Annotated in this window: 27 protein-coding genes and 2 pseudogenes; 18 read left to right on the top strand and 11 right to left on the bottom strand. The window is 70.2% G+C overall.

What is annotated here, in order from left to right; all coding sequences use genetic code 11:
• Positions 1 to 3: 3 nt before the first annotated feature.
• Complete coding sequence (locus OIE13_RS06560) at positions 4 to 1,017, bottom strand: YihY/virulence factor BrkB family protein (protein WP_326642026.1); 1,014 nt, start codon at positions 1,015 to 1,017, stop codon at positions 4 to 6.
• Positions 1,018 to 1,299: 282 nt separating this feature from the next.
• Between OIE13_RS06560 and OIE13_RS06555 the strand changes: the two genes are divergently transcribed.
• The 6 genes from OIE13_RS06555 (at position 1,300) to OIE13_RS06535 (ending at position 5,245) form a co-directional block, all read left to right on the top strand.
• Positions 1,300 to 1,425 carry a hypothetical protein gene (locus tag OIE13_RS06555; protein ID WP_326642028.1) on the top strand — a complete coding sequence of 42 codons (126 nt, stop codon included), beginning with the start codon at positions 1,300 to 1,302 and terminating at the stop codon, positions 1,423 to 1,425.
• An 81-nt stretch (positions 1,426 to 1,506) separates the two neighbouring features.
• Entirely contained in the window at positions 1,507 to 1,590 is an 84-nt protein-coding gene (locus OIE13_RS36560) for a putative leader peptide (RefSeq protein ID WP_350917820.1), read from the top strand.
• 147 nt (positions 1,591 to 1,737) lie between these two features.
• Positions 1,738 to 3,423 carry a nitrite/sulfite reductase gene (locus tag OIE13_RS06550; protein ID WP_326642030.1) on the top strand — a complete coding sequence of 562 codons (1,686 nt, stop codon included), beginning with the start codon at positions 1,738 to 1,740 and terminating at the stop codon, positions 3,421 to 3,423.
• Between the two features lie 61 nt (positions 3,424 to 3,484).
• Positions 3,485 to 3,628, top strand: coding sequence for an Insertion element protein (locus OIE13_RS06545; RefSeq protein ID WP_326642032.1), 144 nt, complete (start codon positions 3,485 to 3,487; stop codon positions 3,626 to 3,628).
• Between the two features lie 130 nt (positions 3,629 to 3,758).
• Positions 3,759 to 4,487 carry a phosphoadenylyl-sulfate reductase gene (locus OIE13_RS06540; protein ID WP_326642034.1) on the top strand — a complete coding sequence of 243 codons (729 nt, stop codon included), beginning with the start codon at positions 3,759 to 3,761 and terminating at the stop codon, positions 4,485 to 4,487.
• Entirely contained in the window at positions 4,484 to 5,245 is a 762-nt protein-coding gene (locus OIE13_RS06535; RefSeq protein WP_326642036.1) for a sirohydrochlorin chelatase, read from the top strand. Before OIE13_RS06540 ends, OIE13_RS06535 begins: the two co-directional genes overlap by 4 nt.
• Before the next feature lie 200 nt (positions 5,246 to 5,445).
• Here the strand turns inward: OIE13_RS06535 and OIE13_RS06530 are convergent, their stop codons facing one another.
• Both OIE13_RS06530 and OIE13_RS06525 read right to left on the bottom strand, forming a co-directional pair.
• Complete coding sequence (locus OIE13_RS06530; RefSeq protein WP_326829741.1) at positions 5,446 to 5,709, bottom strand: sigma factor; 264 nt, start codon at positions 5,707 to 5,709, stop codon at positions 5,446 to 5,448.
• Positions 5,710 to 6,112: 403 nt separating this feature from the next.
• Positions 6,113 to 6,829: a DUF1707 SHOCT-like domain-containing protein gene (locus tag OIE13_RS06525; RefSeq protein WP_326642040.1), complete on the bottom strand. Its 717-nt coding sequence runs from the start codon at positions 6,827 to 6,829 to the stop codon at positions 6,113 to 6,115.
• 221 nt (positions 6,830 to 7,050) lie between these two features.
• Between OIE13_RS06525 and OIE13_RS06520 the strand changes: the two genes are divergently transcribed.
• The 4 genes from OIE13_RS06520 (at position 7,051) to glgX (ending at position 13,288) form a co-directional block, all read left to right on the top strand.
• Positions 7,051 to 8,499, top strand: coding sequence for an ankyrin repeat domain-containing protein (locus tag OIE13_RS06520; protein ID WP_326642042.1), 1,449 nt, complete (start codon positions 7,051 to 7,053; stop codon positions 8,497 to 8,499).
• A 240-nt stretch (positions 8,500 to 8,739) separates the two neighbouring features.
• Positions 8,740 to 10,359, top strand: a complete 1,620-nt coding sequence (locus OIE13_RS06515) for an isovaleryl-CoA dehydrogenase (protein ID WP_326642044.1) — start codon at positions 8,740 to 8,742, stop codon at positions 10,357 to 10,359.
• Between the two features lie 109 nt (positions 10,360 to 10,468).
• Positions 10,469 to 10,897 (top strand): OsmC family peroxiredoxin, encoded by a 429-nt coding sequence (locus tag OIE13_RS06510; protein ID WP_326642046.1) that lies wholly within the window; start codon positions 10,469 to 10,471, stop codon positions 10,895 to 10,897.
• A 270-nt stretch (positions 10,898 to 11,167) separates the two neighbouring features.
• On the top strand, positions 11,168 to 13,288 hold the full coding sequence (gene glgX / locus OIE13_RS06505) for a glycogen debranching protein GlgX (RefSeq protein WP_326642048.1): 2,121 nt from the start codon (positions 11,168 to 11,170) through the stop codon (positions 13,286 to 13,288).
• A gap of 42 nt (positions 13,289 to 13,330) precedes the next feature.
• Here the strand turns inward: glgX and OIE13_RS06500 are convergent, their stop codons facing one another.
• Positions 13,331 to 13,735, bottom strand: a complete 405-nt coding sequence (locus OIE13_RS06500; protein ID WP_326642049.1) for a hypothetical protein — start codon at positions 13,733 to 13,735, stop codon at positions 13,331 to 13,333.
• A gap of 128 nt (positions 13,736 to 13,863) precedes the next feature.
• Between OIE13_RS06500 and OIE13_RS06495 the strand changes: the two genes are divergently transcribed.
• From OIE13_RS06495 to msrB, 3 genes are all read left to right on the top strand, one after another.
• The gene (locus OIE13_RS06495; RefSeq protein WP_326642051.1) at positions 13,864 to 14,601 is read left to right on the top strand and encodes a pyrimidine reductase family protein; all 738 of its coding nucleotides are present in this window, start codon (positions 13,864 to 13,866) and stop codon (positions 14,599 to 14,601) included.
• 66 nt (positions 14,602 to 14,667) lie between these two features.
• Complete coding sequence (locus OIE13_RS06490) at positions 14,668 to 15,039, top strand: hypothetical protein (RefSeq protein ID WP_326642053.1); 372 nt, start codon at positions 14,668 to 14,670, stop codon at positions 15,037 to 15,039.
• A 375-nt stretch (positions 15,040 to 15,414) separates the two neighbouring features.
• Positions 15,415 to 15,816, top strand: coding sequence for a peptide-methionine (R)-S-oxide reductase MsrB (gene msrB, locus OIE13_RS06485; RefSeq protein ID WP_326642055.1), 402 nt, complete (start codon positions 15,415 to 15,417; stop codon positions 15,814 to 15,816).
• Positions 15,817 to 16,116: 300 nt separating this feature from the next.
• Here the strand turns inward: msrB and OIE13_RS06480 are convergent, their stop codons facing one another.
• The 3 genes from OIE13_RS06480 to hemG all read right to left on the bottom strand — a co-directional run bounded on the left by OIE13_RS06480 (position 16,117) and on the right by hemG (position 19,121).
• Positions 16,117 to 16,692: a hypothetical protein gene (locus OIE13_RS06480; protein WP_326829740.1), complete on the bottom strand. Its 576-nt coding sequence runs from the start codon at positions 16,690 to 16,692 to the stop codon at positions 16,117 to 16,119.
• A gap of 282 nt (positions 16,693 to 16,974) precedes the next feature.
• Positions 16,975 to 17,682, bottom strand: coding sequence for a hydrogen peroxide-dependent heme synthase (hemQ, locus tag OIE13_RS06475; RefSeq protein ID WP_442811626.1), 708 nt, complete (start codon positions 17,680 to 17,682; stop codon positions 16,975 to 16,977).
• Positions 17,679 to 19,121, bottom strand: coding sequence for a protoporphyrinogen oxidase (gene hemG, locus OIE13_RS06470; protein WP_326642058.1), 1,443 nt, complete (start codon positions 19,119 to 19,121; stop codon positions 17,679 to 17,681). The genes hemQ and hemG overlap by 4 nt, the downstream gene beginning before the upstream one ends.
• Before the next feature lie 147 nt (positions 19,122 to 19,268).
• On the opposite strand from hemG, the gene OIE13_RS06465 reads away from it, so the two are divergent.
• A complete protein-coding gene (locus OIE13_RS06465; RefSeq protein ID WP_326642059.1) occupies positions 19,269 to 20,300 on the top strand; it encodes a DUF4349 domain-containing protein in 1,032 nt (343 codons plus the stop codon).
• A gap of 52 nt (positions 20,301 to 20,352) precedes the next feature.
• Here the strand turns inward: OIE13_RS06465 and hemE are convergent, their stop codons facing one another.
• Both hemE and OIE13_RS06455 read right to left on the bottom strand, forming a co-directional pair.
• Complete coding sequence (hemE, locus tag OIE13_RS06460; RefSeq protein WP_326642061.1) at positions 20,353 to 21,390, bottom strand: uroporphyrinogen decarboxylase; 1,038 nt, start codon at positions 21,388 to 21,390, stop codon at positions 20,353 to 20,355.
• 420 nt (positions 21,391 to 21,810) lie between these two features.
• Complete coding sequence (locus OIE13_RS06455) at positions 21,811 to 21,951, bottom strand: hypothetical protein (protein ID WP_326642063.1); 141 nt, start codon at positions 21,949 to 21,951, stop codon at positions 21,811 to 21,813.
• 138 nt (positions 21,952 to 22,089) lie between these two features.
• Here OIE13_RS06455 and OIE13_RS06450 point away from each other — a divergent pair, with 138 nt between their 5' ends.
• Positions 22,090 to 22,686, top strand: a complete 597-nt coding sequence (locus OIE13_RS06450) for a DUF3000 domain-containing protein (protein ID WP_326642064.1) — start codon at positions 22,090 to 22,092, stop codon at positions 22,684 to 22,686.
• Positions 22,683 to 23,909 carry a ribonuclease D gene (locus OIE13_RS06445; RefSeq protein WP_326829739.1) on the top strand — a complete coding sequence of 409 codons (1,227 nt, stop codon included), beginning with the start codon at positions 22,683 to 22,685 and terminating at the stop codon, positions 23,907 to 23,909. The genes OIE13_RS06450 and OIE13_RS06445 overlap by 4 nt, the downstream gene beginning before the upstream one ends.
• Before the next feature lie 91 nt (positions 23,910 to 24,000).
• Here OIE13_RS06445 and OIE13_RS06440 read toward each other — a convergent pair whose 3' ends face one another.
• Positions 24,001 to 24,633, bottom strand: a complete 633-nt coding sequence (locus OIE13_RS06440) for an HNH endonuclease family protein (protein ID WP_326829738.1) — start codon at positions 24,631 to 24,633, stop codon at positions 24,001 to 24,003.
• Between the two features lie 310 nt (positions 24,634 to 24,943).
• Between OIE13_RS06440 and OIE13_RS06435 the strand changes: the two are divergent.
• Both OIE13_RS06435 and OIE13_RS06430 read left to right on the top strand, forming a co-directional pair.
• Positions 24,944 to 25,343: pseudogene (locus OIE13_RS06435) on the top strand (sugar phosphate isomerase/epimerase family protein); the annotation flags it as partial.
• A gap of 146 nt (positions 25,344 to 25,489) precedes the next feature.
• Positions 25,490 to 26,236 (top strand): hypothetical protein, encoded by a 747-nt coding sequence (locus OIE13_RS06430; RefSeq protein WP_326642070.1) that lies wholly within the window; start codon positions 25,490 to 25,492, stop codon positions 26,234 to 26,236.
• A gap of 175 nt (positions 26,237 to 26,411) precedes the next feature.
• On the opposite strand, the pseudogene OIE13_RS06425 reads toward OIE13_RS06430, so the two are convergent.
• Positions 26,412 to 26,591 (bottom strand): annotated as a pseudogene (locus OIE13_RS06425) (LacI family DNA-binding transcriptional regulator); the annotation flags it as partial.
• Between the last annotated feature and the right edge of the window lie 78 nt (positions 26,592 to 26,669).

Below are 26,669 nucleotides of genomic sequence, written 5' to 3'. Positions count from 1 at the left end.
GGACTAACCCGTGCGGCTGGCGCGACCTGCGCCGTCGACCGGCCAGAGCCGGTCGACCTCGGCGTTGAGCGTGGCCCCGATGAGCACGGCCAGCGCGGTGATGTAGAGCCACATCAGCACGGCGATGGGCGCGGCGAGCGAGCCGTAGATGGAGACCGGGGAGAACCAGGCGGCGAGCACCGCGCGCAGCACGGCGGCGCAGGCGATCCAGATGACGAGCGCGAGCACCGCTCCGGGCAGCTCGCGCCACCAGCGCGTGCGTACGGGCACGCTCACGTGGTAGAGCAGGGTGAGGAAGATCACCGAACCGATGACGACCACCGGCCAGTAGAGGACGTCGACCAGCGCGGCGTAGTCGGCCGGCAGGGCGCCGCGCAGCGCGGCGGGGCCGAGAACGAGCACGGGCATCACCACCAGCCCGATCAGCAGGCCCGCGAGATAGAACCCGAAGGACATCAGGCGGGTGCGGATGATGCCCCGCTCCTCGCCGAGACCGTAGGCGACCGAGATCAGGTCGACGTAGACGAACAGCGCCCGCGAGCCCGACCAGAGCGCGAGCAGAAAGCCCAGGGAGATCAGCGAGACCTGCTTCTCGGGTTTCAGCACGTCCTCGATGAGCGGGGTGACGACGGTGTCGACGGCGTTGTCCGTGAACAGCAGGTGGGCCTGCTGGTCGATCCAGTCACTGACGTTCTTGACGGTCTCGGGGCCGAACACCCGGGTCAGCTGACCGAGCACGCCGACCAGGCCGAGCATGAACGGCGGCAGCGACAGCAGCGCGAAGAAGGCCGCCTCCCCCGCCAGGCCGGTGACCCGGTAGGTGACACCCGCGTTCGTGGTGGCGGTGACCAGCGCCCACAGGTCGGTTCCGCGAATCCACGCGAGCAGCGCCGGCAGCCGGGCCCAGACGTCCATACCGCGAATCCACCCGAGCCCCTCGCGCAGCCATGTCCCGAGCCCGCGCGAGGGGCGCCGTTTGGGCCCGGGCCGCTGGGCAGGGGCATCAGTGGACGTCATGCCACACAACGGTATTCCTAGCCGTGCTTGATCACGAGTCAGGCGGGCAACGATCGAATCTCGCCCACCTGCCCGGATTACCTGTGGTAAAACGCCTCGGCGTCGTCGCTGTCGACGATGCGTGCGCCCAGTGGCAGCAGGGAGACGGGCTTCCTTTCTAGTGGTCGTCGCAACACCCCAGCTCGGGGAGTGTGAAGGCCTGCGCGACCGCCGTCCGGGCCCTCGCGGTCTCGCCGCATACCAGCGTGACGTGTCGGCAAGGTGGCGGCGCAGAATGGAGGCATGATCTGTGAGGAGTGCAAGGAGCGGCGGCACGACAGGTGCCGGGGTGGCTCGTGGTGCGACTGCCAGCACAAGCCCGCCGACCGCCCCCGGGAGTCGGCACTGGGCTGGCCGCGCCAGGGGTGATCCGGACCCGGAGCTCGCCCTCGCGTCCAGATTGTGGACCTGACATTGGACATCCACTGTCACCAAGGTATCGTCGGAGACATGCCAGCGGACCCATTGCTCGTCGTGCGACGCCACGTCGACCTCCTGCGTGTCCGCAGCGCCATCTGTTGTGACGTCCGTTAACCGTCGCCCCCTGCTGATTTCACCCAGCTCGGCCGCGTAACAGGCGTCCTCCTCTGAGTAATCGACCCCCGCACTCGACGATGAGGCGGGAGGTGCCGCCCGTGCGCGTCCGGAAATCATCCCATCGAGCCTCAAAAGGACGCGCACATGACGACCCCGGCCCGGCCGGTCAACCGACACCACAAGCGCCCGCGCGGCGAAGGTCAGTGGGCTCTCGGTTACCGCGAACCGTTGAACAAGAACGAGGAGAACAAGAAGAACGATGACGGGCTCAACGTCCGTCAGCGGATCATCGACGTCTACTCCAAACACGGCTTCGACTCCATCGACCCCTCCGACCTGCGCGGCCGGATGCGCTGGTTCGGGCTCTACACCCAGCGCAAGCCCGGGATCGACGGCGGCAAGACCGCGATCCTGGAGCCGGAGGAGCTCGACGACCGCTACTTCATGCTCCGGGTCAGGATCGACGGTGGCCGGCTCAACCTGGCGCAGCTGCGCGTCATCGCCGACATCTCCAACCTCTACGGCCGGGGCACCGCCGACGTCACCGACCGGCAGAACATCCAGCTCCACTGGATCGAGATCGAGGCCGTCCCGGACATCTGGAAGCGCCTTGAGTCGGTGGGCCTGTCCACCACGGAGGCCTGTGGCGACACCCCGCGCGTCATCCTGGGCTGCCCGCTGGCCGGGATCGACACCGACGAGGTCCTCGACGGTTCCGCGCAGGTCCAGGAGATCTACGACACATACATCGGCGACCCCGCCTTCTCCAACCTGCCGCGTAAGTTCAAGTCGGCGGTGAGCGGGTGCCCGGCGCACTGCACCGTGCACGAGATCAACGATGTGGCGTTCGTGGGCGTCGTGAACGAGAAGGGCGAGCGGGGCTTCGACCTGTGGGTGGGCGGCGGCCTGTCCACCAACCCGATGCTCGGCAAGCGGCTGGGGGTCTTCCTCACCCCCGAGCAGGTCGCCCCCGCCTACGGCGGCGTGATCGGCATCTTCCGCGACTACGGCTACCGCCGTCTGCGGCACCGTGCCCGGATCAAGTTCCTGATCAACGACTGGGGCGCGGAGAAGTTCAGGGAGATCCTGGAAACGGAGTACCTCGGCCACGCCCTGCCCGACGGCCCCGCGCCCGAGCAGCCGCGCGGCGGCCGCAGGGACCACGTGGGCGTCTTCCCGCAGAAGGACGGCAACTTCTATGTCGGCTTCGCGCCGAAGGTGGGCCGCCTCGACGGCGACAGGCTGCACCTGATCGCCGACATCGCCGAGCGGCACGGTTCCAACCGGGTGCACACCACCGTCGAGCAGAAGATGGTCATCCTCGACGTGGCGCCCGACCAGGTCGACAGCCTCGTCGCCGAGCTGGAGGCCGGCGACCTGCAGGTCAACCCCTCCACCTTCCGCCGCCAGACCATGGCGTGCACCGGGATCGAGTTCTGCAAGCTGGCCATCGTCGAGACCAAGGCCACCGCGGCCGACCTGATCGACGAGCTGGAGCAGCGGCTGCCCGATTTCAAGAACCCGCTGACCATCAACGTCAACGGCTGCCCCAACTCCTGCGCGCGCATCCAGGTCGCCGACATCGGCCTGAAGGGCCAGCTCGTCGTCAACGACAAGGGCGAGCAGGTCGAGGGCTTCCAGGTGCACCTGGGCGGCTCGCTGGGCGTCAACCCGGGCTTCGGCCGCAAGGTCCGCGGCCTGAAGACCACCTCCGAGGAGCTTCCCGACTACGTGGAGCGGGTGCTGCGCAACTTCGAGGAGCAGAAGAAGGACGACGACGAGACCTTCTCCGACTGGGTGCAGCGCGCCGACGACGCGGACCTGAAGTGAGCGGCCGCCAGACCGGCCTCCCGGGGACGCGCCGGGCGCACGGCCGGGCGAGGAGGAGCGGATGAGCGAGCGAGCCGTCCCCTTCCACTGCCCGTACTGCGGCGAGGAGGACCTGGAGCCCTACGAGGGCGACGGCGGCTGGTACTGCCGGTCGTGCGTGCGCGCCTTCAAGTTGAAGTTTCTCGGAATCGGGGTGCGCGCGTGACGCGCGGCGAATCCGACGCGGTCCACGCGAGGGCCGGCGAGGCCCTCGCGTGCCGCACGATCCAGACGGCGAGTTCCGGCGCGACGAACGCACCGCTCCGCGGGGCGAATGAGGATTGGGTGAACGGGCGATGACACTGGTGGAGATCGAGATCGGGTTACGGCAGCAGCGGAGTACGTTCGACCTGCAGGACATCGTCGAGTCGGCCTCCCGGTTCCTGGAGGACGCCTCGGCCCTGGAGATCATCCGCTGGGCGGCGGCGACCTTCGGCGACCGGCTCTGCCTGACCGCCTCCATGGCCGACGCCCTGCTGATCGACCTGGTCAGCCGGGTCAAGCCCGGCGTGGACGTGCTGTTCATCGACACCGGCTACCACTTCGCCGAGACGATCGGCACCCGTGACGCGGTCCAGCAGGTCTACGACGTGAACGTGATCAACGTGAAGCCGTCCAGGACCGTCGCGGAGCAGGAGCGCGACCTGGGCCCGCGCCTGTTCGGACGCAACCCCGACCTCTGCTGCTACCTGCGCAAGGTCGAGCCGCTCAACCGCGCGCTGGAGCCCTACCTCGCCTGGGTCTCCGGCATCCGCCGCGACGAGGCGGTCACCCGCTCCGGCATCAAGGTCGTGGAGTGGGACGCCAAGCGCCAGATGGTCAAGATCAACCCGATCGCCGGCTGGACGCAGGACGACGTCGACAACTACATGGCCGACAACGGGGTGCTGATCAACCCTCTGCACTACGACAACTACCCCTCGATCGGCTGCGCCCCCTGCACCCGCCAGGTCGCGCCGGGAGAGGACCCGCGCAGCGGCCGCTGGGCCGGGATGGGCAAAACCGAGTGCGGGCTGCACGTATGACGTGGCGCTCCCCCGGCGCCGCTTCCGTGACACCGCTGATCGCGGTGGCGCACGGGTCCCGTGACCCGCGCGCCGCCGCGACCGTGGAGGACCTGCTCGACCTGGTACGGAGTGCGCGCCCGGAACTCCTCGTGCGCACCGCCTATCTCGACCACGCCACCCCGACGCTCCCTGCGGCGCTGTCCGGACTGACCGAGGCGGTGGTGCTGCCGCTGCTGCTCACCGAGGCCTACCACAGCCGGGTCGACATCCCCGGCGCGCTGGCCGAGGCGACGGCCCGCCGGCCCCTGCTGCGCGTGCACCCGGGCGCCACCCTGGGCCCGCACCCGCTGCTGGTCACCGCGCTGGAGCGGCGTCTGGCCGAGGCGGGGGTGCAGCCCGGCGAGCCCGGCACCGCCGTGGTGCTGGTCTCGGCCGGTTCCAGCGACCCGCGGGCCAACGCGACGGTCGCCCAGGTCGCCGGAGACTGGGCGACGCGACGCGGCTGGCGGTCGGTGAGCGCCGCCTACGCCTCGGCCGCCGGTCCCACCCCCGAGGAGGTGGTGCTGCGCCTGCGGCGCTCCGGGGCCGCCAGGGTCGTCATCGCCCCCTACCTGCTGGCCCCCGGCCACTTCGCCGACAAGATCCGCCGCGAGACCCTGGCCGCGGGCGCCGACGTCGTCGCCGACGTGCTGGGCGCCGCCCCGGAGCTCGCGGCGGTGCTGCTCGAACGCTACGACCGTGCCGCGCACCGGCAGCAGGTGCTCGCCACCGCCTGAACCCCACCGTGCCCGGCTCCGCAGCTCTGGACCCCACGAGGAGGCTCAGGGACCCCACGAGGAGGCTCAGGGCACGCTCGGGGGTGCGGTGGCCTCGCCCTCGCAACGCAGCAGGACCACCTTCCCGGTTCTCGGGTCCACCCGGCGCACGTTGTCCCGGCAGACGGGGAAGATCACCTCCCGCACGCTGACCGACCACTTCAGCGGGAAGGTTCCGCTTCGCTGAGCTGTGCCTCCCAGCCCTCGAAGTCGTCGTCCATCCCTTCGATCAGCATGTTGATCGTGCGGTAGACGTACGGGTCCGGATCGTCGCCCACTCTCCGCCAGGCGAGCCACGCCTTGGCCAGGGCCGTCTGCAGCGGGTCCTCCGCCGTGCCCCAGTCGCGGCACAGCAGGTAGGCGGTCCGCAGCAGGCGGGCCGAGCGCTGCTCCACGTAGCGCTCGAAGTCGGCCCGGTCTCGCATCGGGTGATCCTCACTGCTCGGTGTATGTCACCAAGCACTACGCTCCAGGCGCCCCGAGACGTTGCACGCGTCCGGAGACTCACCCACCGGGGAAGCAGGGAGAAATCCCGGGCGGGGGACAGAGGCGGCCGAGCGCACGGCCACGCGGCCCGGAGTGGCGCGGTCCGGGTATACGGGAGAGTTGCCCAAGGCGCGCTCGGTCGTGCCGCAGCGCGGGACTGGCCCGGGACTGACACGGTGCCGGGCGACGCGTAGCAGGTGAACGCGTAGCAGGTGAACGCGTAGCAGGTGAACGCGTAGCAGGTGAACGCGTAGCAGGTGAACGCGTAGCAGGTGAACGCGGGGCAGGTGAACGCGGGGCAGGTGAGAGACCGCGCGGGTGGCGGCGAGGGGGAGACGGCCGTCAGTGGCCGGGCAGCCGGGGAGGCCGGGGAGGGTGCGCGGAGCTCCAAGGCTGGGGGGGCGGGGGGATCTGGTGGGGGTGCGATCCACCGGGCAGTTCGCCGCGCATCTGGTCCCACTGCTCCCGCCAGGCGGCCCACTTCTTCTTGAGGGGCTTGGCCCGCGAGTCTCCGACCACTTTGATGTCCCCCATGAGGACGTAGGCTCTGACCCGGACGATCGGCACGTTCGTTCCCGGGGGCGCCTCGATGACCTGGACCTTCTTGTCCCCCATGATGGCGATACCGTCGAGTTCGACGTCCACTCCGTCCGGGACGATGATCTTCACGTCGCCCATGACCGCGGTGGCCATGATGTCGACCACCCCGGTACGGACCTCGGCCTGGCGCAGGTCCAGCACGACGTCGCCCATCACGGCGACGGCGCCGAGCGGCTTGTCGATCCGCCATGTGCCGCGCCGCTTGGAGCTGCCCATCACCGCCACGAACCAGCGTCGCCCCGCCCCGCCCCGCTCGGCCTCGGCCGGAGGGTAGGCGGGCGCGGACACCGGGTGGCCGCCTGGCAGGTCCGCGGTGATCACGGCCAGCTCGGCCTGGGTGAGGGCGGTGTAGGCCGCCTCGGTGCGCTCGGTCAGCTCACCGAGGGTCAAGCGCCCCTCGACGGAGGCGACCCGCAGCCATTCGACGGCGGCCTCCCGCTCGGCGTCCGAGACCCGCATTTCCCCAGGATCATTCATAACTCACAACATATCGCGAGTTATCTGAATAGAGGATCCCCAGAAAGCAGGAAGCCCGGTGCGTCCTGAGAAGGAGGCCAGGCAGGCAGGCCTGACGCCCTCTCCGGGTACCACGATCACCATACGGCGGCGTGGGGCACCGCGCCGGGCGTCGGGGCCGGTGTACGGCCTTCTTGAGAAGGCAGGCAATATGATCCGGAGGCATGTACCAAGAACTCCTGGACACGGTGACGGGTAACGACGCCGAGCGGGTCGAGCGGCTGCTGCAGAGCGGGACGAGCGCCGACCCCGGCGGCGCGGAAGAGCCCACCGCCCTGTACCTGGCATCGAGCGCGGGACGCGTGGCCATCGTGCGCGCGCTGCTGGCCCACGGAGCCGATCCCAACCGGATCAGCGGCGGACAGGACGCGGGGCTTCCCCTGTGCGCGGCCTCGGCCTGGGACCGCGTCGAGACCGTGGAGGCACTGCTGGCCGCCGGGGCCGACGTGTCTGGGCGGGAGTCCGACGGGTGGACCGCCGTGCTCTGGGCCGCCGCCAACGGGCGGGCCGACGCCGTCCGTACGCTGCTCCCGGCCGGGGCGGACCCCGAGGACGCCAACGAGGGCGGCGACACCGCGCTCACCCTGGCCACCCGGCGCGGTGCCCTGGGCGTCGTGCGCGCGCTGCTGGAGGCCGGCGCCGAGGCCGACCGGCCCGACGGCGACGGCGACACGCCGCTGTCCATCGCCTACGACTGGCTCGGCACCCAGCTGGAGAGCGCGCTCCTTGAGCAGCTCACCGAGCAGGCCCCCGAGGGCTCGCAGTTCGTCGTGGGCCGCAGCCGGGCCACGGACGGCACCGACCTGGTGACCGTCGCGGCGGTGGGCCCGGACGGGACCCGTGTGGCCGAGCTCACCTGCCAGCGCGGGCACGCGGCCGTCGCGACCCTGCTGGAGGACGCGACGGACGAGCGGCTGCCCTTCGGCGAGATGGTCGAGCGGGCGATGCCCTACCGCGACATCGACGAGGAGGCCGAGACCTGGTGGACCGTGGCGAGCTCGCTGAGCCGGCGCGGCGACGGCGAGACCTTCGACGCGGCGGCGCGGCTGTGCGCGAGCGAGGATCCGCGCAAGCGGGAGTTCGCCGTCGACGTGCTCGCCGAGTTCGGCTTCACCGAGGACGAGAAGCCCTTCCTGGAGGAGGCGCTGCCGATCCTGCGACGGATGGCGGCCACCGAGGGCGACGAGCGGGTGTTGCGCTCGGTGCTCGGCGCGCTCGGTCACCACGCCGACCCGCGTGCCCTGCCCGAGGTGCTGGAGATCATCACCTCCGACGGCTGGGCCCGCACCCAGGCCGACCCCGCCGCGCTGGCCGCCGTACTGCCGTCCGGCCACGCCGAGGGGCTCGCGCTGCTCATCTCGATGACCGAGGACCCCGACGCGGAGGTACGCGACTGGGCGACCATGGGCCTGGCGGGTCTGGCGCAGGACAGTGAGCCGATCCGCGACGCGCTTGCCGCCAGGCTCGACGACGAGGATCTGAACACCGTCGCCGAGGCCACCCGCGGCCTGGCCACCCGGGGGGACGCCCGCGCCCAGCGGGGCGCCGACCGCGTGCTCGCCGAGAGCGACGAGGACGACGACTACGTCCGCGACCTGGTCAAGAACCTCTGATCCGCGAGCCGCAGGAGCGACTCCGCCCGGCCCGCGCCGAGGCGAAAGGCGCGTACGGCGGGGGCGTTCCCTGTGGCCGCCCTCGCCCAACTCCACGGGGGCGTTCCCTAAGGCCGCCCCCACCCAACTCCACGCGAAAGCCGGACATAGCACCACAATTAACTGCACCAACCCCCCGGAGGGATGTTGAGATAGATACAGGAGCCGGCGACGGCCGGATGAGTTCACCGGAGGCCCCACGTGACCCATGACGTCTTCAACCAGGCACATCCGCTCACCGGGCACGACGTGTCCGCCGACGCCGCCCTCATGGAAGGCGTGGAGCGGGAGGGCGTGGGATGGGCCACCGGGGAGCTGCGCAGGCTCGGTCTCCTCGCCGGTTCCGAGCAGGCCCAGGAGTGGGGACGGCTGGCGAACGAGAATCCGCCCGTGCTGCGCACCCACGACAGGTACGGGCGGCGGATCGACGAGGTGGAGTTCCATCCCGCCTGGCACGAGCTGATGACCGTCGCCGTCGAGGGCGGCATGCACGCCACCCCGTGGGCGAGCGCCAGGCCGGGCGCGCACGTGGCCCGCGCCGCCAAGTTCTATGTCTGGAGCCAGGTCGAGGCCGGGCACGGCTGCCCGATCTCGATGACCTACGCGTCGATCGCCGCGCTGCGCCACAGCCCGGCGCTCGCCGCCGTCTGGGAGCCGCTGCTGACCTCGCGGAGCTACGACTTCGGGCTGCGCCCGCCGCTGGGCAAGCGCGGCGTGCTCGCCGGGATGGCGATGACCGAGAAGCAGGGCGGCTCCGACGTGCGGGCCGGCACCACCCGCGCCGTGCCGCTGAGCGACGGAAGCTACCTGCTGACCGGGCACAAGTGGTTCAACTCCGCCCCGATGTGCGACGTGTTCCTGGTTCTCGCCCAGGCCCCCGGCGGGCTGTCCTGCTTCCTGCTCCCCCGGATCCTGCCGGACGGCACCCGCAACGCCGTCCAGCTGATGCGGCTGAAGGAGAAGCTGGGCAACCGGTCCAACGCCAGCGCCGAGGTGGAGTACCACGGTGCGACGGCCCATCTGGTGGGCGAGGAGGGCAGGGGCGCGCGGACCATCCTGGAGATGGTCAACATGACCCGGCTGGACTGCGTGATCGGCTCCGCGGCCGGCATGCGGTACGGCGTCACGCAGGCGGTTCACCACGCCAGGCAGCGCGCCGCGTTCGGCAGGAAGCTCGCCGACCAGCCGCTGATGCGCAACGTGCTGGCCGACCTGGCCCTGGAGTCGGAGGCGGCGACCGCCCTGATGACGCGGCTGGCCGGCGCCACCGACCGGGCCGTCTCCGGCGACCGCGCCGAGGCCGCGCTGCGCCGCACCGCGCTGGCCGTGAGCAAGTACTGGGTCTGCAAGCGCGCTCCGGTGCACGCGGCCGAGGCGCTGGAGTGCCTGGGCGGCAACGGCTACGTCGAGGAGTCGCAGATGCCCCGGCTGTTCCGCGATTCGCCGCTGAACGGCATCTGGGAGGGCTCGGGGAACGTCGCGGCACTGGACGTGCTGCGCGCCCTGGGCCGCGAGCCCGAGGCACAGGAGGCGTTCTTCGCCGAGGTCTCGCTCGCCTCCGGCGCCGACCGCCACCTGGACGCCGCCGTCGACCGTCTGCGTAAGTCCCTGGACGACACGACGGACATCGAGGCCCGCGCCCGGAGTGTCGCCGAGAACATGGCCCTGGTGCTGCAGGGGTCGCTGCTCGTGCGGCTGGCGCCGGCGGCCGTCGCCGACGCCTTCTGCGTCTCCCGCCTGTCCGGCGACGCGGGCCGCGCCTTCGGCACGCTGCCCGCGGGGCTGGATCTGGCCCCCCTCATCGACCGCGCCTCCTGCTGACCCCGCCCCGGCGGGTGTCCGGCGTTCCGGCAACCACCTGGGCGGCGGTGCCGGTGGGGCGAGTAGGGTCGGTGATGGCCAGAACTTCATGATCGAAAGGATGATCGCCATGGCGACGACACGCACCGCGACGACCCAGTGGAAGGGCGCGCTGCTCGACGGGGCGGGCAGCGTCTCCCTCGACTCCTCCGGGGTGGGCACGTTCGACGTGTCCTGGCCCTCGCGTGCCGAGCAGGCAGGCGGCAAGACCTCTCCGGAGGAGCTCATCGCGGCCGCGCACTCCTCGTGCTTCTCGATGGCCCTGTCCCACGGGCTGGCCCAGGCGGGCACCCCGCCGCAGACCGTGGAGACCAGGGCCGACGTGACCTTCCAGCCGGGTGAGGGCATCACCGGGATCGTCATCTCGGTCCGCGCCCAGGTCGATGGCCTGACCGCCGAGCAGTTCCAGGAGGCGGCCGAGAACGCCAAGGCGAACTGCCCGGTGAGCAAGGCCCTCGCGGGCACGACGATCAGCCTCAACGCCGAGCTGCTGAGCTGATCACGGCCGACCGCCCACGGTCATGACCGATCACGACCGACCGACAGGCCGTGATCGGGCTGATCACGGTTGAACCGCTCATCGGGCGGTCACCGCCGGGTGATCACCGCGCCTTCGTGACCATGCGCGCCCCACGGGGCGCGCGTGGTCACGTAACGGCCACGGACGGTGCACCGAAAGACTAAGGCAAATCTCCTCAACGCCGCCTTAGAGTGACAAGGGCGAGAACACCCTGCACAAGGGTGCCCGACCAGAGGAGAATAGGGGAACATGCGCGAAGTCTGGCCAGGAGAGTCCTATCCGCTTGGCGGCACCTGGGATGGGGTGGGCGCCAACTTCTCCCTGTTCTCCGAATCCGCCGAACGAGTCGAGCTCTGCCTTTTCGGGGACGACGGGCAGGAGGAACGCGTCGAGCTGACCGAGGTCGACGCGTTCGTCTGGCACGGCTACCTTCCGGGGATCATGCCGGGACAGCGGTACGGCTACCGCGTCCACGGTCCCTACAACCCCTCTCAAGGGGACCGGTGCAACCCCTCCAAGCTGCTCCTCGATCCCTACGCCAAGGCCGTCGAGGGCGACCTGAAGTGGAACGAGGCGCTCTTCTCCTATCAGTTCACCGATCCCGGCCGCCGCAACGACACGGACACCGCCCCCTTCGTGCCGAAGAACGTGGTGGTCAACCCGTTCTTCGAGTGGGGAAACGACAGACCGCCCCGGACCCCGTACCACCAGACCGTGATCTACGAGGCGCATGTCCGCGGGCTCACCATGTGCCACCCCGCGGTGCCCGCCGAGCAGCGCGGCACCTACGCGGGGCTGGGCCATCCCGCGGTCATCGACCACCTGCTGAGCCTGGGCGTCACCGCGGTGGAGCTGATGCCGGTGCACCAGTACGTGCCCGAGCACGCGATGGTCGCCAGGGGCCTGACCAACTACTGGGGCTACAACACGATCGCCTACCTGGCCCCGCACGCCGCCTACTCCGCCTCAGGCCAGCGCGGCGAGCAGGTGCAGGAGTTCAAGGCGATGGTACGGGCGCTACACGAGGCGGGGATCGAGGTCATCCTCGACGTGGTCTACAACCACACCGCCGAGGGTGACCACATGGGGCCCACGCTGAGCTTCCGCGGCATCGACAACAGGGAGTACTACCGCCTGCACGACGGCGACCGGCGCTACTACCTCGACTACACCGGCTGCGGGAACTCCCTCAACGTCCGCTCGCCACACGCCCTCCAGCTGATCATGGACTCGCTGCGCTACTGGGTCCTGGAGATGCACGTGGACGGCTTCAGGTTCGACCTGGCCTCGGCCCTCGCCCGCGAGCTGCACGACGTCGACCGGCTGAGCGCCTTCTTCGACCTGATCCAGCAGGACCCGGTGATCTCCCAGGTGAAACTGATCGCCGAGCCGTGGGACGTGGGGCCCGGCGGTTACCAGGTCGGCAACTTCCCGCCGCTGTGGATGGAGTGGAACGGCAAGTACCGCGACAGCGTCCGCGACTTCTGGCGCGGCAGCGGGTCCGCGCTGCCCGAGTTCGCCTCCCGGCTGACCGGCTCCGCCGACCTCTACGCGACCTCGGGGCGCCGCCCCGTGGCCTCCATCAACTTCGTCACCTGCCACGACGGGTTCACCCTGACCGACCTGGTCTCCTACGACCGCAAGCACAACGAGGCCAACAAGGAGAACAACCGCGACGGCACCGACGACAACCGGTCGTGGAACTGCGGGGTCGAGGGCCCCACGGAGGACCCGGAGATCGTGAGCCTGCGCAGGCGCCAGCGCCGCAACTTCCTGGTCACCCTGTTCATCTCCCAGGGCGTGCCGATGCTGCTGGCCGGTGACGAGTTCGGCCGGACCCAGGGCGGCAGCAACAACGCCTACTGCCAGGACAACGAGATCTCCTGGATCGACTGGTCGCTGGCCACCGACGAGGCCGACCTCCTCGACTTCGTCAGGAGCCTCTCCAAGCTGCGGCGCGAGCACCCCGTGTTCCAGCGGCGCCGCTTCTTCCACGGCAACAAGGCCGACGACGGCACCCGCGACATCGTCTGGCTCACCCCGGTGGGAGAGGAGATGTCGGCGGCCGACTGGCACACCGGCTACGCCAAGTCACTGGCCGTCTTCCTGAACGGCGACGCCATCACCGAGTCGGGCACCCGCGGCGAGCGGATCACGGACGACTCGTTCCTGCTCCTGATCAACGCCCATCACGAGGAGATGACCTTCACCCTCCCCGAGGCGAAGTACGGCAAGCGGTGGCGGCGGGTGCTGGACACCGCCGACGAGGGGCCGGGCCACGCCTCGGCCCCGCAGGAGTCATGGCCGGCCGAGAGCACCGTGGAGGTGACCTCCCGCTCGGTGCAGGTCCTGCACTGCGAGCGGGCGTAGCACCTCACCGGCGCGTCCGGGGCCGAGGCCGCCCACGGCTCTTCAGGCCCCTGACGCGATCGCGGCGGTGAGCAGGACAAGCACGAACGTCGCCACACCGGCCGCGCCGTGCAGCAGGACCGCGACCATGGGGAAGCGCTGCTCGGCGCCGCGGGCGTGGCGGCCGCCGCCCAGCCAGCGGGTGAACATGGTGAAGCCCAGCAGCGCGGAGATCGCGAGGACTCCGAACGACAGCCAGGCGAAGACCGGCTCCAGGGTGCGCACGTACACCAACCAGCAGGCCAGGGCGGACACCGCCAGGGCCGGATGGGCGAAGATGAGCAGCGCGGGAAAGCGGGTGACCTTGGTCGCCTGCTGGCGGAGCCCTCCCCCGGAGAGCCACAGGTACAGCAGATAGATTCCGACCATCGCGGTGATCAACCATGTCACGATCGTGACCAGCCCCACACAGCCCTCCCGTGTCTCCCGGAGAGAATCATGTATCGGGAAGCCGCCCCAAGTCACCCCCTGCCCTGAGATCCAGTGTCAACCGCTCCGGGAGAACTCACAGGCCGCTTCCGTGCGATGGTGGGGGCATGCGCTTCATTCATCCCGAGAGCTCGGCCGAGGTCGACCTCGCCCGCGCCTACGCCTACCCGGCCGGCCCTTGCCTGCGGGTCAACATGGTCGCCAGCGCCGACGGCGGGACCTGGTTGAAGGGGTTGTCGGGCGGGCTGTCCGGCAGGGGCGACCGTCAGGTCTTCTGGACGTTGCGCGGGCTGGCCGACGTCGTCGTGGCCGGCGCGTCGACCGTGCGGGCCGAGGGGTACGGACCGGCACGGCCCAGGCCGTCATGGCAGGGGCTGCGCGAGGGGCGTCCGGCCGCCCCGCCGGTGGCGGTGATCACTCGCGGGCTCGACCTCGACCTGTCGGGCCCGCTGTTCACCGAGGCGGAACCGTATGCCCGGACCATCGTCGTCACCTGCGAGGCCGCCCCCAGGCAGCGCCGCGAGGAGGCCGCCAGGTGTGCCGAGGTGATCGTGGCCGGGGGCGAACGGGTCGATCCGGCACTGGCGGTGAAGGCGCTCAGCGAGCGCGGCCTGAGCAGGGTGCTCTGTGAGGGCGGCCCGAAGACCAACGCCCAGCTGGCCGCCGCGGACCTGGTGGACGAGCTGTGCCTGACGGTGAGCCCGCTGCTGATCGGCGGGGACGCCGCCCGTGCCCTCGACGGCCCCCCCTCGCTCACGCGCCTGCGCCTGGCCCACGTCCTGGAGGATGAGGGGTTCCTCTTCACGCGCTATGTTCGGCTGGACGAGGGTGCCGGTACCCGGTAGCGCCGGAGGCCCCGGCATTCCATCATTCATATGGACATCCCCCTAGAGAAACGATATATCTCGACTATGGAACGATCATCCTCCTCCGGCGACGAGCTACGGGCCTCGCTCGCCGCCCGCCGGGACCTCGGACCGGAATACGAAGACTCCCTCGTCGAGGGTTTCCTGGAGAAGATGGACCAGGAGATCGACAAGCGGGTGGACGACCGGCTCGCCGCCCGCGCCCGCAAGGAGAGCCCGGCGGTCCGCCCCTCCGTGGATGCCGGGCAACGGCTGGCGCTGGCGATCGTCTCCCTGGCGACCGGGATACCCGCGACGATCGGGCTGGCCTTCTCCGGCCTGGGCGACTCGATCCTCGCGTTCATCCTGGTGCTCGTGTGGGTCGGCATCATCAGCGTGAACATGTCGTTCGCCCTCGTGCGACGGCGCCAGGGCTGACCGCCGCCTCCCGCTTCCGCTGACGGCTGGGATGTCCCCCTCGCCGAACCCTGTCAGGACGGGAGGGCAGGTCCGCCCCGGAGCCGCCGCGGCGGCGGGACCGGGCACTCGACGGGGCGGACCATATGATCACCCGCACATGCCCACCGGGCCCAGGCGCTGGCGCGCACCCGGACGGCGGCACTCCGGCCGGTCCGCGGAACGCGAACGGCCGGGCAGGTGATCTCACCCCTCAGCGGGAGGGTGAACCACCCTCCACATACTTAAAGACGCCAAAACGGGCATCAAAGGATGCTTCGCCCATCAAGATTTTCCGAACCCGGCGATCCCGGGCCTCACCTCTCCACGCGCCGCGGCGACCGCTAGGCTGATGGGATGGAAAAGGTGGTAAAGAGCGACGCCGAATGGCGCGTCCAGCTCTCTCCCGAGGAGTTCCGCGTACTCCGCCAGGCCGGGACCGAGCGCCCCTTCACCGGGGAGTACGTCGACACCAAGACCGTGGGCGTCTACAGCTGCCGCGCCTGCGGCACCGAACTGTTCCGGTCCGACACCAAATTCGACAGTCACTGCGGCTGGCCGAGCTTCTACGAGCCGTCGAAGTCCGACACGGTGACGCTGATAGAGGACCGCTCTATGGGCATGGCCCGCGTCGAGGTCCGGTGCGCGACCTGCGACTCACACCTCGGCCACGTGTTCCACGGAGAGGGCTACGGCACGCCCACGGACGACCGCTACTGCATCAACTCCGTCTCGCTGAGACTGGAGCCCACCGAGTAGGCCACCGGCTCGCGCGTCGCGAACCGGCCGGACCGTGACGCGCGGGGACAGCCACATCGATCCGTCCTGGAGGTTAGCAAGGCACCGAAAGGGGCAGAGCGACATCACGCAAAGTATTCACAGATCTCCGTAGCGTGTCTGCCCAAGGAGTTCCCGTGCATCTCCGCCACAAGTGGGAGATCGTTGAGACCATCGGCCGGGTGATCACCCAGCGCTGTTCGATCTGCGGCAGGACCAGGGTCCGGGTGATCCGGCCCGAGCGCCGCGCGGACTAACGCCTCGGCCCGAGCGCCGCGCGGACTAACGCCTCGGCTCGGGGTAGGTGACGCGGCAGTCGGAGTCGTCGGGGCCGAGAACGTTGGCCAGAACCGGGTTGCCGTTCTCTCCGAACTCCGCCTGGACGAAGACCACGGGGTCGGGTACGCCGAGCTCTCCGACGAGATAGTCGACACCCGCCTCGCACAACTTGATCGCCTGCTTCGAGTTGTCCGCTGACTCCGGCAGGTCCGTATATATCCGTAGATAGCCACCGACCATTCGGATGTCCCTGACCCGCTTGGTCACCTTGCGGCTCTCGAAGTAGGCCAACGCCTTCTTGTCGGTGTGCTTGGAAGGCCCCGAGGCCTCGGCCTCCCCGACCTTCCGGCTCTTCTTCTCCGTCTTGGAACGCTTCGCGGCCTCCTCGGCGTCCTCCTTGCTCTTCCCGTCCAGCTCGGCGGCCACCACCGCGCCCGCCGCGGGGTCCCCTGGCGGCCCCTCGGCGGCCGGACCGCCGGGAGCCGGCACCCGCACCACCCCGCCCCCCGAAGCCGTCTCCCCGGAAGACCACACCCCGCTCACCGCGAGCACCCCCACCACCAGCGCGGCGGCGCCCACCGAGATCTCAAGAACCCGTGACCGGGACTTCTTTCTCCGGCGCCCCCGAGCACGCCGCCCGGACTGTGCCAGACCTTCGCCCCTTTTCACCCTTGGCCTCACATAGACAGGTGGTTTTCCACGAGTATGACAAAGGCAAGGGACGGTAAAGAGATCTTCACGGGATTATTTTCGGCGACCCGTCACGGGAGACGCGCCCTTCATCTCCGGAACAGAGATCCCGCCGCCGGAGAGCGAACCTCATGGCGGCGGGACGCGCGAAGGCTACGGCACGCGCGAAGGCTACGGCAGCGCGGCGATCAGCTCACTGGGCGGCTTGCGGACACCGGTGTAGAAGGGGATCTCCACCCGGGTGTGCCGCCGCGCCTCGGCGCCGCGCAGGGTACGCATCAGGTCCACGATGCGGTGCAGTTCGTCGGCCTCGAACGCCAGCATCCACTCGTAGTCGTTCAGCGAGAAACACGCCACCGTGTTGGCGCGCACATCCGGGTAGTCGCGAGCCATCCTGCCGTGCTCCGCGAGCATCCGGCGGCGGTCTGCGTCGTCCAGCAGGTACCACTCCAGGGAGCGCACGAACGGGTAGACGCTCACGTACGTGCGCGGCTCCTCCTCGGCCAGGAAGGCCGGGATGTGCGACTTGTTGAACTCGGCCGGGCGGTGCAGCGCCATGGCCGACCAGACCGGCTCGGACAGCCGCCCCAGGCCGGTACGGCGGAAGCGGGAATAGGTCTCCTGCAGGTCCTCGGCCGTCGGAGCGTGCCACCAGAACATGAAGTCGGCGTCGGCCCGGAAGCCCGCCACGTCGTACAGGCCGCGGGTGACCACGTCCTTGCGCTCCATCTGGGCCATGAGGTCCTCGACCTCGGCGGCCATGCCCTCACGGTGTCCCGGGCAGCGCTCGCTCAGTTTGAAGACCGACCACATCGTGTAGCGGATCACCTGGTTCAGGTCTCGTGCCTTGGGCCGCGCGTTCCCGTCCGTCGTCCTCACCCCTTCGTCAACGAATCGGTTCTGTCCTGCCATTCTCCCTTGGGGTCCAGGTGGTCGAGAATCCGGGCTGCCGCAGTGCGTGCCGTGGAGACGCAGGCGGGGATGCCAAGGCCGTCGTAGGCGGCGCCGCACAGCGCCAGCCCCGGCGAAGCGGCGGCGGCCGCCCGGATGCGCGCCACCCGGTCGAGGTGGCCCACCTCGTACTGCGGCAGGGAACCGCCCCAACGGGTCACCCGCGAGTCGCGGGGCAGCCCACGCACGCCCATGACCTCGACCATCTCGGCCATCGCCAGCGCGACCAGCTCCGCGTCGTCGCGCTGGAGCACCGCCTCCTCGCCGAGCCTGCCGATCGAGCAGCGCAGCAGCACCAGGCCGGGATCCTGCTCCGCCAGGTGCGGCCACTTGACCGAGCTGAACGTGGCTGCCTTGATCGGGCGCCCGTCGACGGCCGGCACCAGGTAGCCGCTGCCGGACGGCGGCCGGGGAAACGCCTCTCTCGGGTAGGCGAGGGTGACGATGGCCATGCCGGCGTACTCGATCCTGACCAGCTCCGCGGCGGCCTGGGGCAGCTCCTCCGCGAGCAGCCGGCTCGCCGCCGGGGCGGGAACGGCGATGATCACCGCATCCGCCTCGACGATCTCCGGTGCCGGGACGGGGCCGGTCACCAGCCGCCATCCGCCCTCGGTCCTTCGCAGCTCCCTGACCATGACGCCGGTCCTGATCTCGGCCCCTGAGGCGGCGGCGACGGCCTCGGGCAGGCTGCCCATCCCCCCGCGCAGGGTGGTGAAGACCGGCCCGGCGTCCTTCGGGGCATCGGCGGCGATCTCCCCGGCCGCGGCGAGCAGCGACCGCTCGGACCTGGCCGCGATGGCGATCCTCGGCATGGTCGCGTCCAGCGAGAGCCGCTCGGTCCGGCCCGCGTAGACGCCGCCGAGCAGCGGCTCGACGAGCCGGTCGACCACCTCGCCGCCCATCCTGGCCCGGATGTAGGCCGCCACCGACACATCCGTGCTGACGCGCGTCGCCGGAAGGATCCGGTCCAGCGCCGCCCTCGCCAGGCCCCCGGGGGAGAGGATGCCCGACCTCGACAGCGCGAGGAGGTCGGACGGCACGCCCATGACGTGCCCCTTGGGCATGGGCCGCAGCGCGCCCCGGGTCAGGATGGCCGCCTGGGTCGTGCCGGGGAGCCGCAGCTCCTCACCCAGCCCGACCATCCTGGCCAGTTCCCTGCCCTCGGGCCGCCGGGCGAGCATCGCCTCGGCCCCCGCGTCCATCGCGACGCCCGCCACCTCGGTGGCGTGCAGCTTGCCCCCGACCCGCGGGGCGCCTTCGAGGACGGTCACCCGCAGGTGCTCACCGCCCTGCCGCAGATGCCACGCGGCGGCCAGTCCGGCGATCCCGCCGCCGACGACCACCACATGCCTCCGGTTGCCTTCCATGACTCCTGACCGTACCGTTCCGCACCCCCGGTCCCGTCTCCCGCCTCGGCGCCCCGCCCTCCCCGTGACCCGACGGCGCGCAGAACGTGACGTCATCGTGACTGCCACTCACCGAACTCCACCGCCGCGCCCGCCGTCATGAGGTTCATGAGCAGATTCCGGTACGGCCCGCGCCTGGCCGTCTCCCTCGCGGGCCTGGCACTGTTGGTGTCCGCCTGCGGCGGGGGGTCGGTCCAGTCCACGTCCTCCGACGAAGCGGCCCCCTTGGCCGGCGCGCAGGTGAACAGGCAGGCCAACGAGGCGGTTCCCCAGAGCGCGGCGAAGGCCGAGGGCGGCGGCTCCCCGCAGACCGGCCAGGTGAGGATCGTCCCGCAGGACCGGGCGATCATCTACACCGCGGAGATGACGGTCAGGGCGAAGGAGGTCACCGCGGCTGCCGACCGGGCCCGGCAGATCGTCACCACCGCGGGCGGCTACCTGGCCATGGAGAACTCCGACGCCCACTCCGACGGCGAGGGCTCCGCGACGCTGGTCTTCAAGATCCCGCCGGGGAACTATCCGGGCACGCTCGACCGCCTGGGCAAGGAGCTGGGCACGCGCGAGTCGCTCCGGCAGAACACCGAGGACGTCACCGAGCAGGTGGCCGACGTGGAGAGCCGCCTGAAGTCGGCCAAGGCCGCGCTCGACTCCCTGCGCACGCTGCTGAAGCGGGCCAACACCATCGGTGAGGTGCTCGAGGTGGAGCGGGAGGTCTCCAACCGCGAGAGCGAGCTGGAGTCCCTGCAGGCCAGGCAGAAGACCCTCGCCTCGCAGACCAGCGCGGCGACGCTGACGCTGAACCTGGTCGGCCCGGCGACCGTGGTGAAGAAGAAGGAGGACGACGAGCCCGCCGGCTTCCTCGGCGGCCTGCGGACGGGCTGGAATGCCTTCGTCGTCGCCGTCAAGCTCGGCCTGACGCTCCTGGGCGTGCTGCTTCCCTGGCTGATCGTGATCGTCCCGGCCTGGCTGCTGACGGCCTTCCTGCTCCGCCTCAGGAGGAACCGTGACCGGTCGCTCACTCCGGGCCCCGGGGACACGGAGCCCGGCCCTGACGATGCCGAGGAGCCTCTCCCCGCGAATCCACGGGGAGAGGACGACTCCGAGGGAACGGACGGGCCGGTGCCGTACGAGCGTCCCTAGCGCTCCGTTCCTGACGACGGTGTGGGCGGCGGTACACCGCCGCCGGGGACGGTCAGCGGGCCGAGGCCTCGTGGACGAAGTCGGTGAGGCGGGCCAGCTGGTCGGGGTCGGTGCCCGGCAGCACCCCGTGCCCCAGGTTGAACACGTGCCCCTCGGCCTTGGCGGCGCGGGTGAGGATGTCGCCCGCGCGGCGCTCCACGACCTCCCACGGGGCGAGCAGGATCGCCGGGTCCAGGTTGCCCTGCAGCGCCTTGCCGGGGCCGACCCTCCGGGCGGCCTCGTCGAGCGGGACCCGCCAGTCGACGCCCACGACGTCGGCCCCCGCCTCGCCGAGCAGGCCGAGCAGCTCTCCGGTGCCGACGCCGAAGTGGATGCGCGGCACGTCCAGACCGGCCAGGCCGTCGAAGATCCGGCTGGTGTAGGGGAGGACGAACTCGCGGTAGTCGTCGGGCGACACCGCGCCGACCCAGGAGTCGAAGAGCTGGACGGCGGAGACCCCCGCGGCGAGCTGCACGCGCAGGAAGCCCAGGGTGATCTCGGTCAGCCGGTCCATGAGGGCGTGCCAGAGCCCCGGCTCGCCGTACATCATGGCCTTGGTGTGGTCGTGATTCTTGGAAGGACCGCCCTCGATGAGATAGGAGGCCAGGGTGAAGGGGGCTCCCGCGAAACCGATGAGCGGGGTCGCGCCCAGCTCCTTCGTCAGCGCCTGGACGGCCTCGGTGATGTAGGAGACGTCATCCGGCTCGATCGGGCGCAGCGCCTCGGCCGCCCTGGCATCCCTGATCGGCTCGGCCACCACCGGGCCGATGCCGGGTTTGATGTCGAGGTCGACGCCGATCGCCTTGAGCGGGACGACGATGTCGCTGAAGAGAATCGCCGCGTCCACACCGTAACGGCGGACCGGCTGCATCGTGATCTCCACGACCAGATCGGGGGTGGCGCACGCCGTGAGCATCGGCACCCCCTCGCGGAGCGCCCGGTACTCGGGCAGCGAGCGACCTGCCTGGCGCATGAACCACACCGGTGTGTGGGAGACGGGCCGGCGACGGCAGGCGCGCAGGAAAGCGGAGTCGGCAGGCTCGGAAGTCACCCCACCAGGGTGCCATGTCCCGTGACCGGTCGGCTCACCAAGGTCGCTGGCCAGCGGAACCGGCCCGAAATCACCAGTTATTCAATGAGATTGCGCCTCACACCACCCGGGCACTGTCAAGTGATGACAACGATAGTGTCTTACCGGTTTCGAGAGCTTCGTCCAATGAAATCCGATGTTGACACCAGCAGAACAGCGCCGCACGGCACGAAGCGATCATGTTTCCGGGTACAGTTCCTCCCATTGGTGATCCTGGACCGGCCCCCGGCTGGTCCAAATGTTCGCCAAGTCACCGCGCGGCATCGATTCCTGCACCACTTTGGGGACACGCCGAGCACGCTGCGCGGAAATGTCGGCGCGACGTGCCAACGTCGGACCACGACCCGACGAAAGGCCCGTGCGATGTCCACCATGTGGAGTTCACCCGAACGTCGCGGTGAGCGCCGTGCCTCCTGCGCCCGCGTGCGGGTTCTCCGACAACCGACCCGACCTGTCGATCACGGCCGGGACGAACACCCGGAACGGGCCGGTGCCGAACGGGTCCACGCCGAGCGCGGTCACGCGCTCCTCTCCGAACTCCCCCGCGGCGGGGCCACCCCCGCCCTCCACAGGCCGTCGGCAGCGACTTGATCGGTTCCAATGGCTCCTACACATACCCCAGTGGTCCCCATGCGATCAATTTCGACCTACGCTTCCGATATGACCGCCGGTGACACGCCGCTCGCTCCCGCCGCCTTCAGGCGCGCGGTGGCGAGCATGCGCCCCGCGGAGGTCAGGCCCGAGATCGAGCTGGAGGACATTCCGGCGCCGCAGCGCCTGGCCCCCCACTCGGCCGCGATCGGCGCGTCGGTATACCGCGACGACGACGAGCTCGCGATCGGCCGCCTCATCGTGCTCTTCGACCCGGACGGCCAGCGCGGCTGGGACGGCCAGTTCCGGCTCGTCGCCTACGTGCGGGCCGACATGGAACCGGAGATCACCGAAGACCCGCTGCTCGGCCCCGTCGCGTGGAGCTGGCTCACCGAGTCGCTCGACGCGCACGGCGCCGGCTACGCCGCCGCCGGAGGCACCGTTACCAGAGCGGTCTCCGAGGGCTTCGGCAACAAGGCCGAAGACCCGGTGACCACCGAGCTGGAACTGCGTGCGTCCTGGTCACCGCTACAGGAAGACCTCTCCGGCCATGTCGCCGCCTGGTGCGATCTGATGTGCCTTGCCGCGGGCATCCCACCCCTGCCACCCGACGTGGCGGCGCTGCCGTCGCGCCGTCGCGACGATCCGGAGCCCTTCAGAACGTGACCGATGAGACGACCGTAATTCCACTGCTGGAGCCTCGCGAGGGAATCCCACCCGTCATCGAGGACTCCGCCGCCCTCGCGCGCGTGGTGCGCGCCTTCGCCGAGGGCACCGGCCCCGTCGCCGTCGACGCAGAGCGCGCCTCGGGCTACCGCTACAGCGGCCGCGCCTACCTGGTACAGCTACGCCGCGCCGGCGCGGGCAGCGCCCTGATCGACCCCATCCGCTGCCCCGACCTGTCGGGGCTCGACACGGCGCTGGCCGACGCGGAGGTGGTGCTCCACGCGGCCTCCCAGGACCTGCCCTGCCTCGCGGAGGTGGGCTTTCATCCACGTGAGCTGTTCGACACCGAGCTGGCCGGCCGGCTGCTCGGCTACGAGCGGGTCGGTCTCGGGCTGATGGTGGAGAACGTCCTCGGCTTCAGGCTGGAGAAGGGGCACTCGGCCGCCGACTGGTCGACCCGCCCGCTGCCGGAGGACTGGCTGCGCTACGCCGCGCTCGACGTCGAGGTCCTGATCGAGCTCCGCGACATCCTGCACGAGGAGCTGAAGTCGAGCGGCAAGCTGGCGTGGGCGCAGGAGGAGTTCGCCTCCGTGCTCGCGCACAAGACCCCCGTTCCGCGCTCCGACCCGTGGCGGCGCACCTCCGGAATCCACAAGGTCCGCTCGCTGCGCGGGCTGGCGGTGGTACGGGAGCTGTGGACGCTCCGCGACGAGCTCGCCCGCGAGTCCGATGTCGCCCCCGGCCGTGTCCTGCCCGACTCGGCGATCGTCACGGCCGCCCTGGAACTGCCCCGCACCACCAAGGCGCTCACCGAGATCCCCCCGTTCACCGGCCGCAGCGCCCGGCGGCACCTGCGCGACTGGCTGGCCGCGATCGGCGCCGCCCGCTCGCTGTCCGACTCGGAGCTGCCGCAGCCCAGCACCCCCGGTGACGGGCCACCGCCGGCCAACCGATGGATGGACCGCGATCCGGTGGCCGCCCGGCGGCTGGCCGCGGCCAGGACCGTGGTCGCCGCGCTCGCCGACGAGCACCACATGCCCGCCGAGAACCTGATCCAGCCCGACGCCGTACGCCGCCTGACCTGGGAACCGCCGCCCGTCATCGACGACGAGACCGTCACCGCCCGGCTGCGCGAGCTGGGCGCCCGCGAGTGGCAGATCGGACTGACCGCCCACCCGATCGCCAAGGCCCTGCTCCGTCTGGAGCTCAAAGGTCAGGCCTGAGGGAGCGGCCACCGCCCTTTACAAAGTAGATTACTGAAACGATGTCAGCCCCTGTGCGGGAACGGGCCCCGCACAGGGGCTGACGAAGCACTCAGCAGGTCGCGAGCATGCTCTGCAGGGCGCTCTTCTCCGAGCTCTGCAGCGTCAGCTTCCAGTAGTACTTCACCTGGATCCACGCTCTGGCGTACGTGCACCTGAACGAGCTCAGCGGCGGCTGCCACGTCGACGGATCCTGGTCGCCCTTGGCCTGGTTGACGTTGTCGGTCACCGCCCACAACTCGGGCCCGCCGAGGTCGTTGGCGTAGGACTGCCGCTGCGCGCCGGTCCAGGCGTGGGCGCCGGAGCGCCAGGCCTCGGCGAGCGGCACCATGTGGTCGATGTCGACGTCGGCGGCGGCGGTCCAGGTCGCGCCGTCGAACGGGGAGTACCAACTGCCGGAGGTGGCCGCGCAACTGGAGTTGACCACCACTCCGACGCCGTCTCTCTTGAGCACCGTCTCCCGGGTGTTGCAGGTACCGCTGATCGTTATCCAGTGGTTGAACAACGACCGGTCATAGGAGGACTGGTTGCTTTCCGCGGCGACGGTGAGTGTCGCGAGCCGGCTGGCGGCGGTCGCCGCCGAAGGGATGTTGGGCGGGGTCGCCGACACCGTTCCGGTCGTCAGGGAAAGGGTGACGAGAATTGTCATGAGGGCGGCGGAAGCCGCGGTGACAACTCGTTTCACGAGTGGCCCCTTCTGTCACTCCGCCTCGGCCAGTCGGGGGGTCTGGGCGCCGCGAGGGAAGGACAGACGGAACGTCTCAAGTCATGACAAATACGCAAATGTCATGGTTTGACGATGAGTCAGGAGACACTTAGTCGGATACTGCATCAATCCATGGTCAGGTACGCTTGATCTGCGATTATGTAAATTGCGGTGGTTTGGAATCCCGTTTTTTCGCGCTAACGCGCTGTGAATTTTCGGTAAACAGTGAAATCTCGCTCCGAGATGGCGTCCGGGCCGCCGGATCCTCCGGACCCGCGCATCACCCCCCGAACCGCTGCACCCGATGTACTGCGCCGACCGGGCCGTGCTGTCCACTCTGGGCCAGGCCCTCGATCTGGCCGGGCCGTACCCTCCCGAGCAGGTGGGCGTCGTCGTCGGCACCTTCCACGTGTGGTGGGATCCGCACGTCCTGGAGCAGATCGCCAGGACCTCGGGGCGGATCGCGAGCTACCAGGTGTGCGACTTCCCCTCCCCGCTCCCCACCGACGTGCTGCTCGGCCGGGGGGGTGATGGGTGAAGGCGTGATCGACTTCGCGCCGCCGACCGAGGCGTCGGCCTCGGCGGGCTATACGGGGGACATCGAAGTGGAGATCTTCAACGCCGATGTGTGGGCCACCGACCCCGACGAGGTCCTGACCAAGGTGAAGGCGTCCTTCTCCGAGTTCGTCGGAGAAGGACGCGCGGACCCCGCGACGGGATCCGCGACGGGATCCGCGACGAACGGAGCGTTCCAACGGGAGGGAAAACACGTTCACCGGGCCCGGATTACCGCTTCACGTTGGAGTGACATGGCAGGTACTCGTACGGTAGGGGTATGACGACCGCAGAGAGCGAAGCCAGCCCCGCCATACAGCGGCCGCCGGAGCATGTCCTTGCCGTACTGGAAGCGATCAAGGGGTGGGAGGCCGCCAACCCCGAATCGGCCCCTTCGGGCCAGGGAGAGGCGATCCTCTGGGCCCTGGGCAAGCGTGAGCAGGCGCCGATCAGTGGCCGTCCGGCGTCGGGGGCCCCGCCCACCCTCGCCGAGGCCCGCGCGGAGATCGACGCCGCCGAACGGGTTCCGCGCGAGGGCCGGGTCGTTCCCGCCGACGGGGTCATCAGCACCCTGAGCTGGTTGATCGGCGCCAAGGACGGGCTGCCGATCCCCGGCCGCCGATCCTCCGAAGGCTGGGGGCACCTGGTCGGCGGCCGCGGGGTGATCCTGCGCACCGAGACCGAGATCGGCCGGATCGCCGAGCTGGCCCGTGCGGGCCGGCCGAACGCGGCGGGCGAGTGGGAGAAGGAGTGGTGCTCCGGGACCATCGCCGTGTGTGAGTGGGTGCTCGGCACCCGCAGGAAGTCTCCGGTCCGTAACACACCGCGGCCCATCCACGGACCGACCGGACTCAACCTCGGCATGGAGGAGAGCGCGGCCGAGGACGTGTCGCGGCAGCTCGGCCGGGGCCGCCAGCACTCCCCCGGCTACGGAGACGGAGTCATCCGGACGATCCGCTGGCTGCGCGGTCAGATCATCGCCCCGCCGATGAACGAGCAGGGAAAACCGGTTTCCGGCATCCGCTGACCACCCCTTCCCCGCCCCTGCTTTCGATTCCCCCTACGAGACAGGCCCGAACCCCCGCGAGGTCCGGGCCTGTCGTGTCGTAGGGTCGGACCGGGATCTCACTCCAGGGCGCGGGTGCTCTCGCGGAGGATCACCTCTCCGGTCACGACCTGGGCCCTGGCCCCCCGTCCGGGGCCGCGGCCGGCTCCACCTTGGCCCGCAGGGATGCGCCCACCTGTCTGGTGCTGCCGTTGAGCACCCGTGACGCCGTGGCGAGTGAGACGCCCTCGTGCCGGGCGACATCCTCAAGCGTGACCACCGGCAACCTCCAGGAAAGCGTTTTCCAAAATCTGTCGGAGTTGCCGCCGCCCCGCATCCGTGACATGCCGCACCGGACCGCGCGCCTCGGCGAACAACTTACCCATCCCGGGCGGGACCGGCCGCACCAAACGTT

Origin of the sequence: Streptosporangium sp. NBC_01810, assembly GCF_035917355.1 — a bacterium.
GTDB lineage: Bacteria > Actinomycetota > Actinomycetes > Streptosporangiales > Streptosporangiaceae > Streptosporangium.
This window is presented reverse-complemented; position numbering and strand designations above follow the sequence as displayed.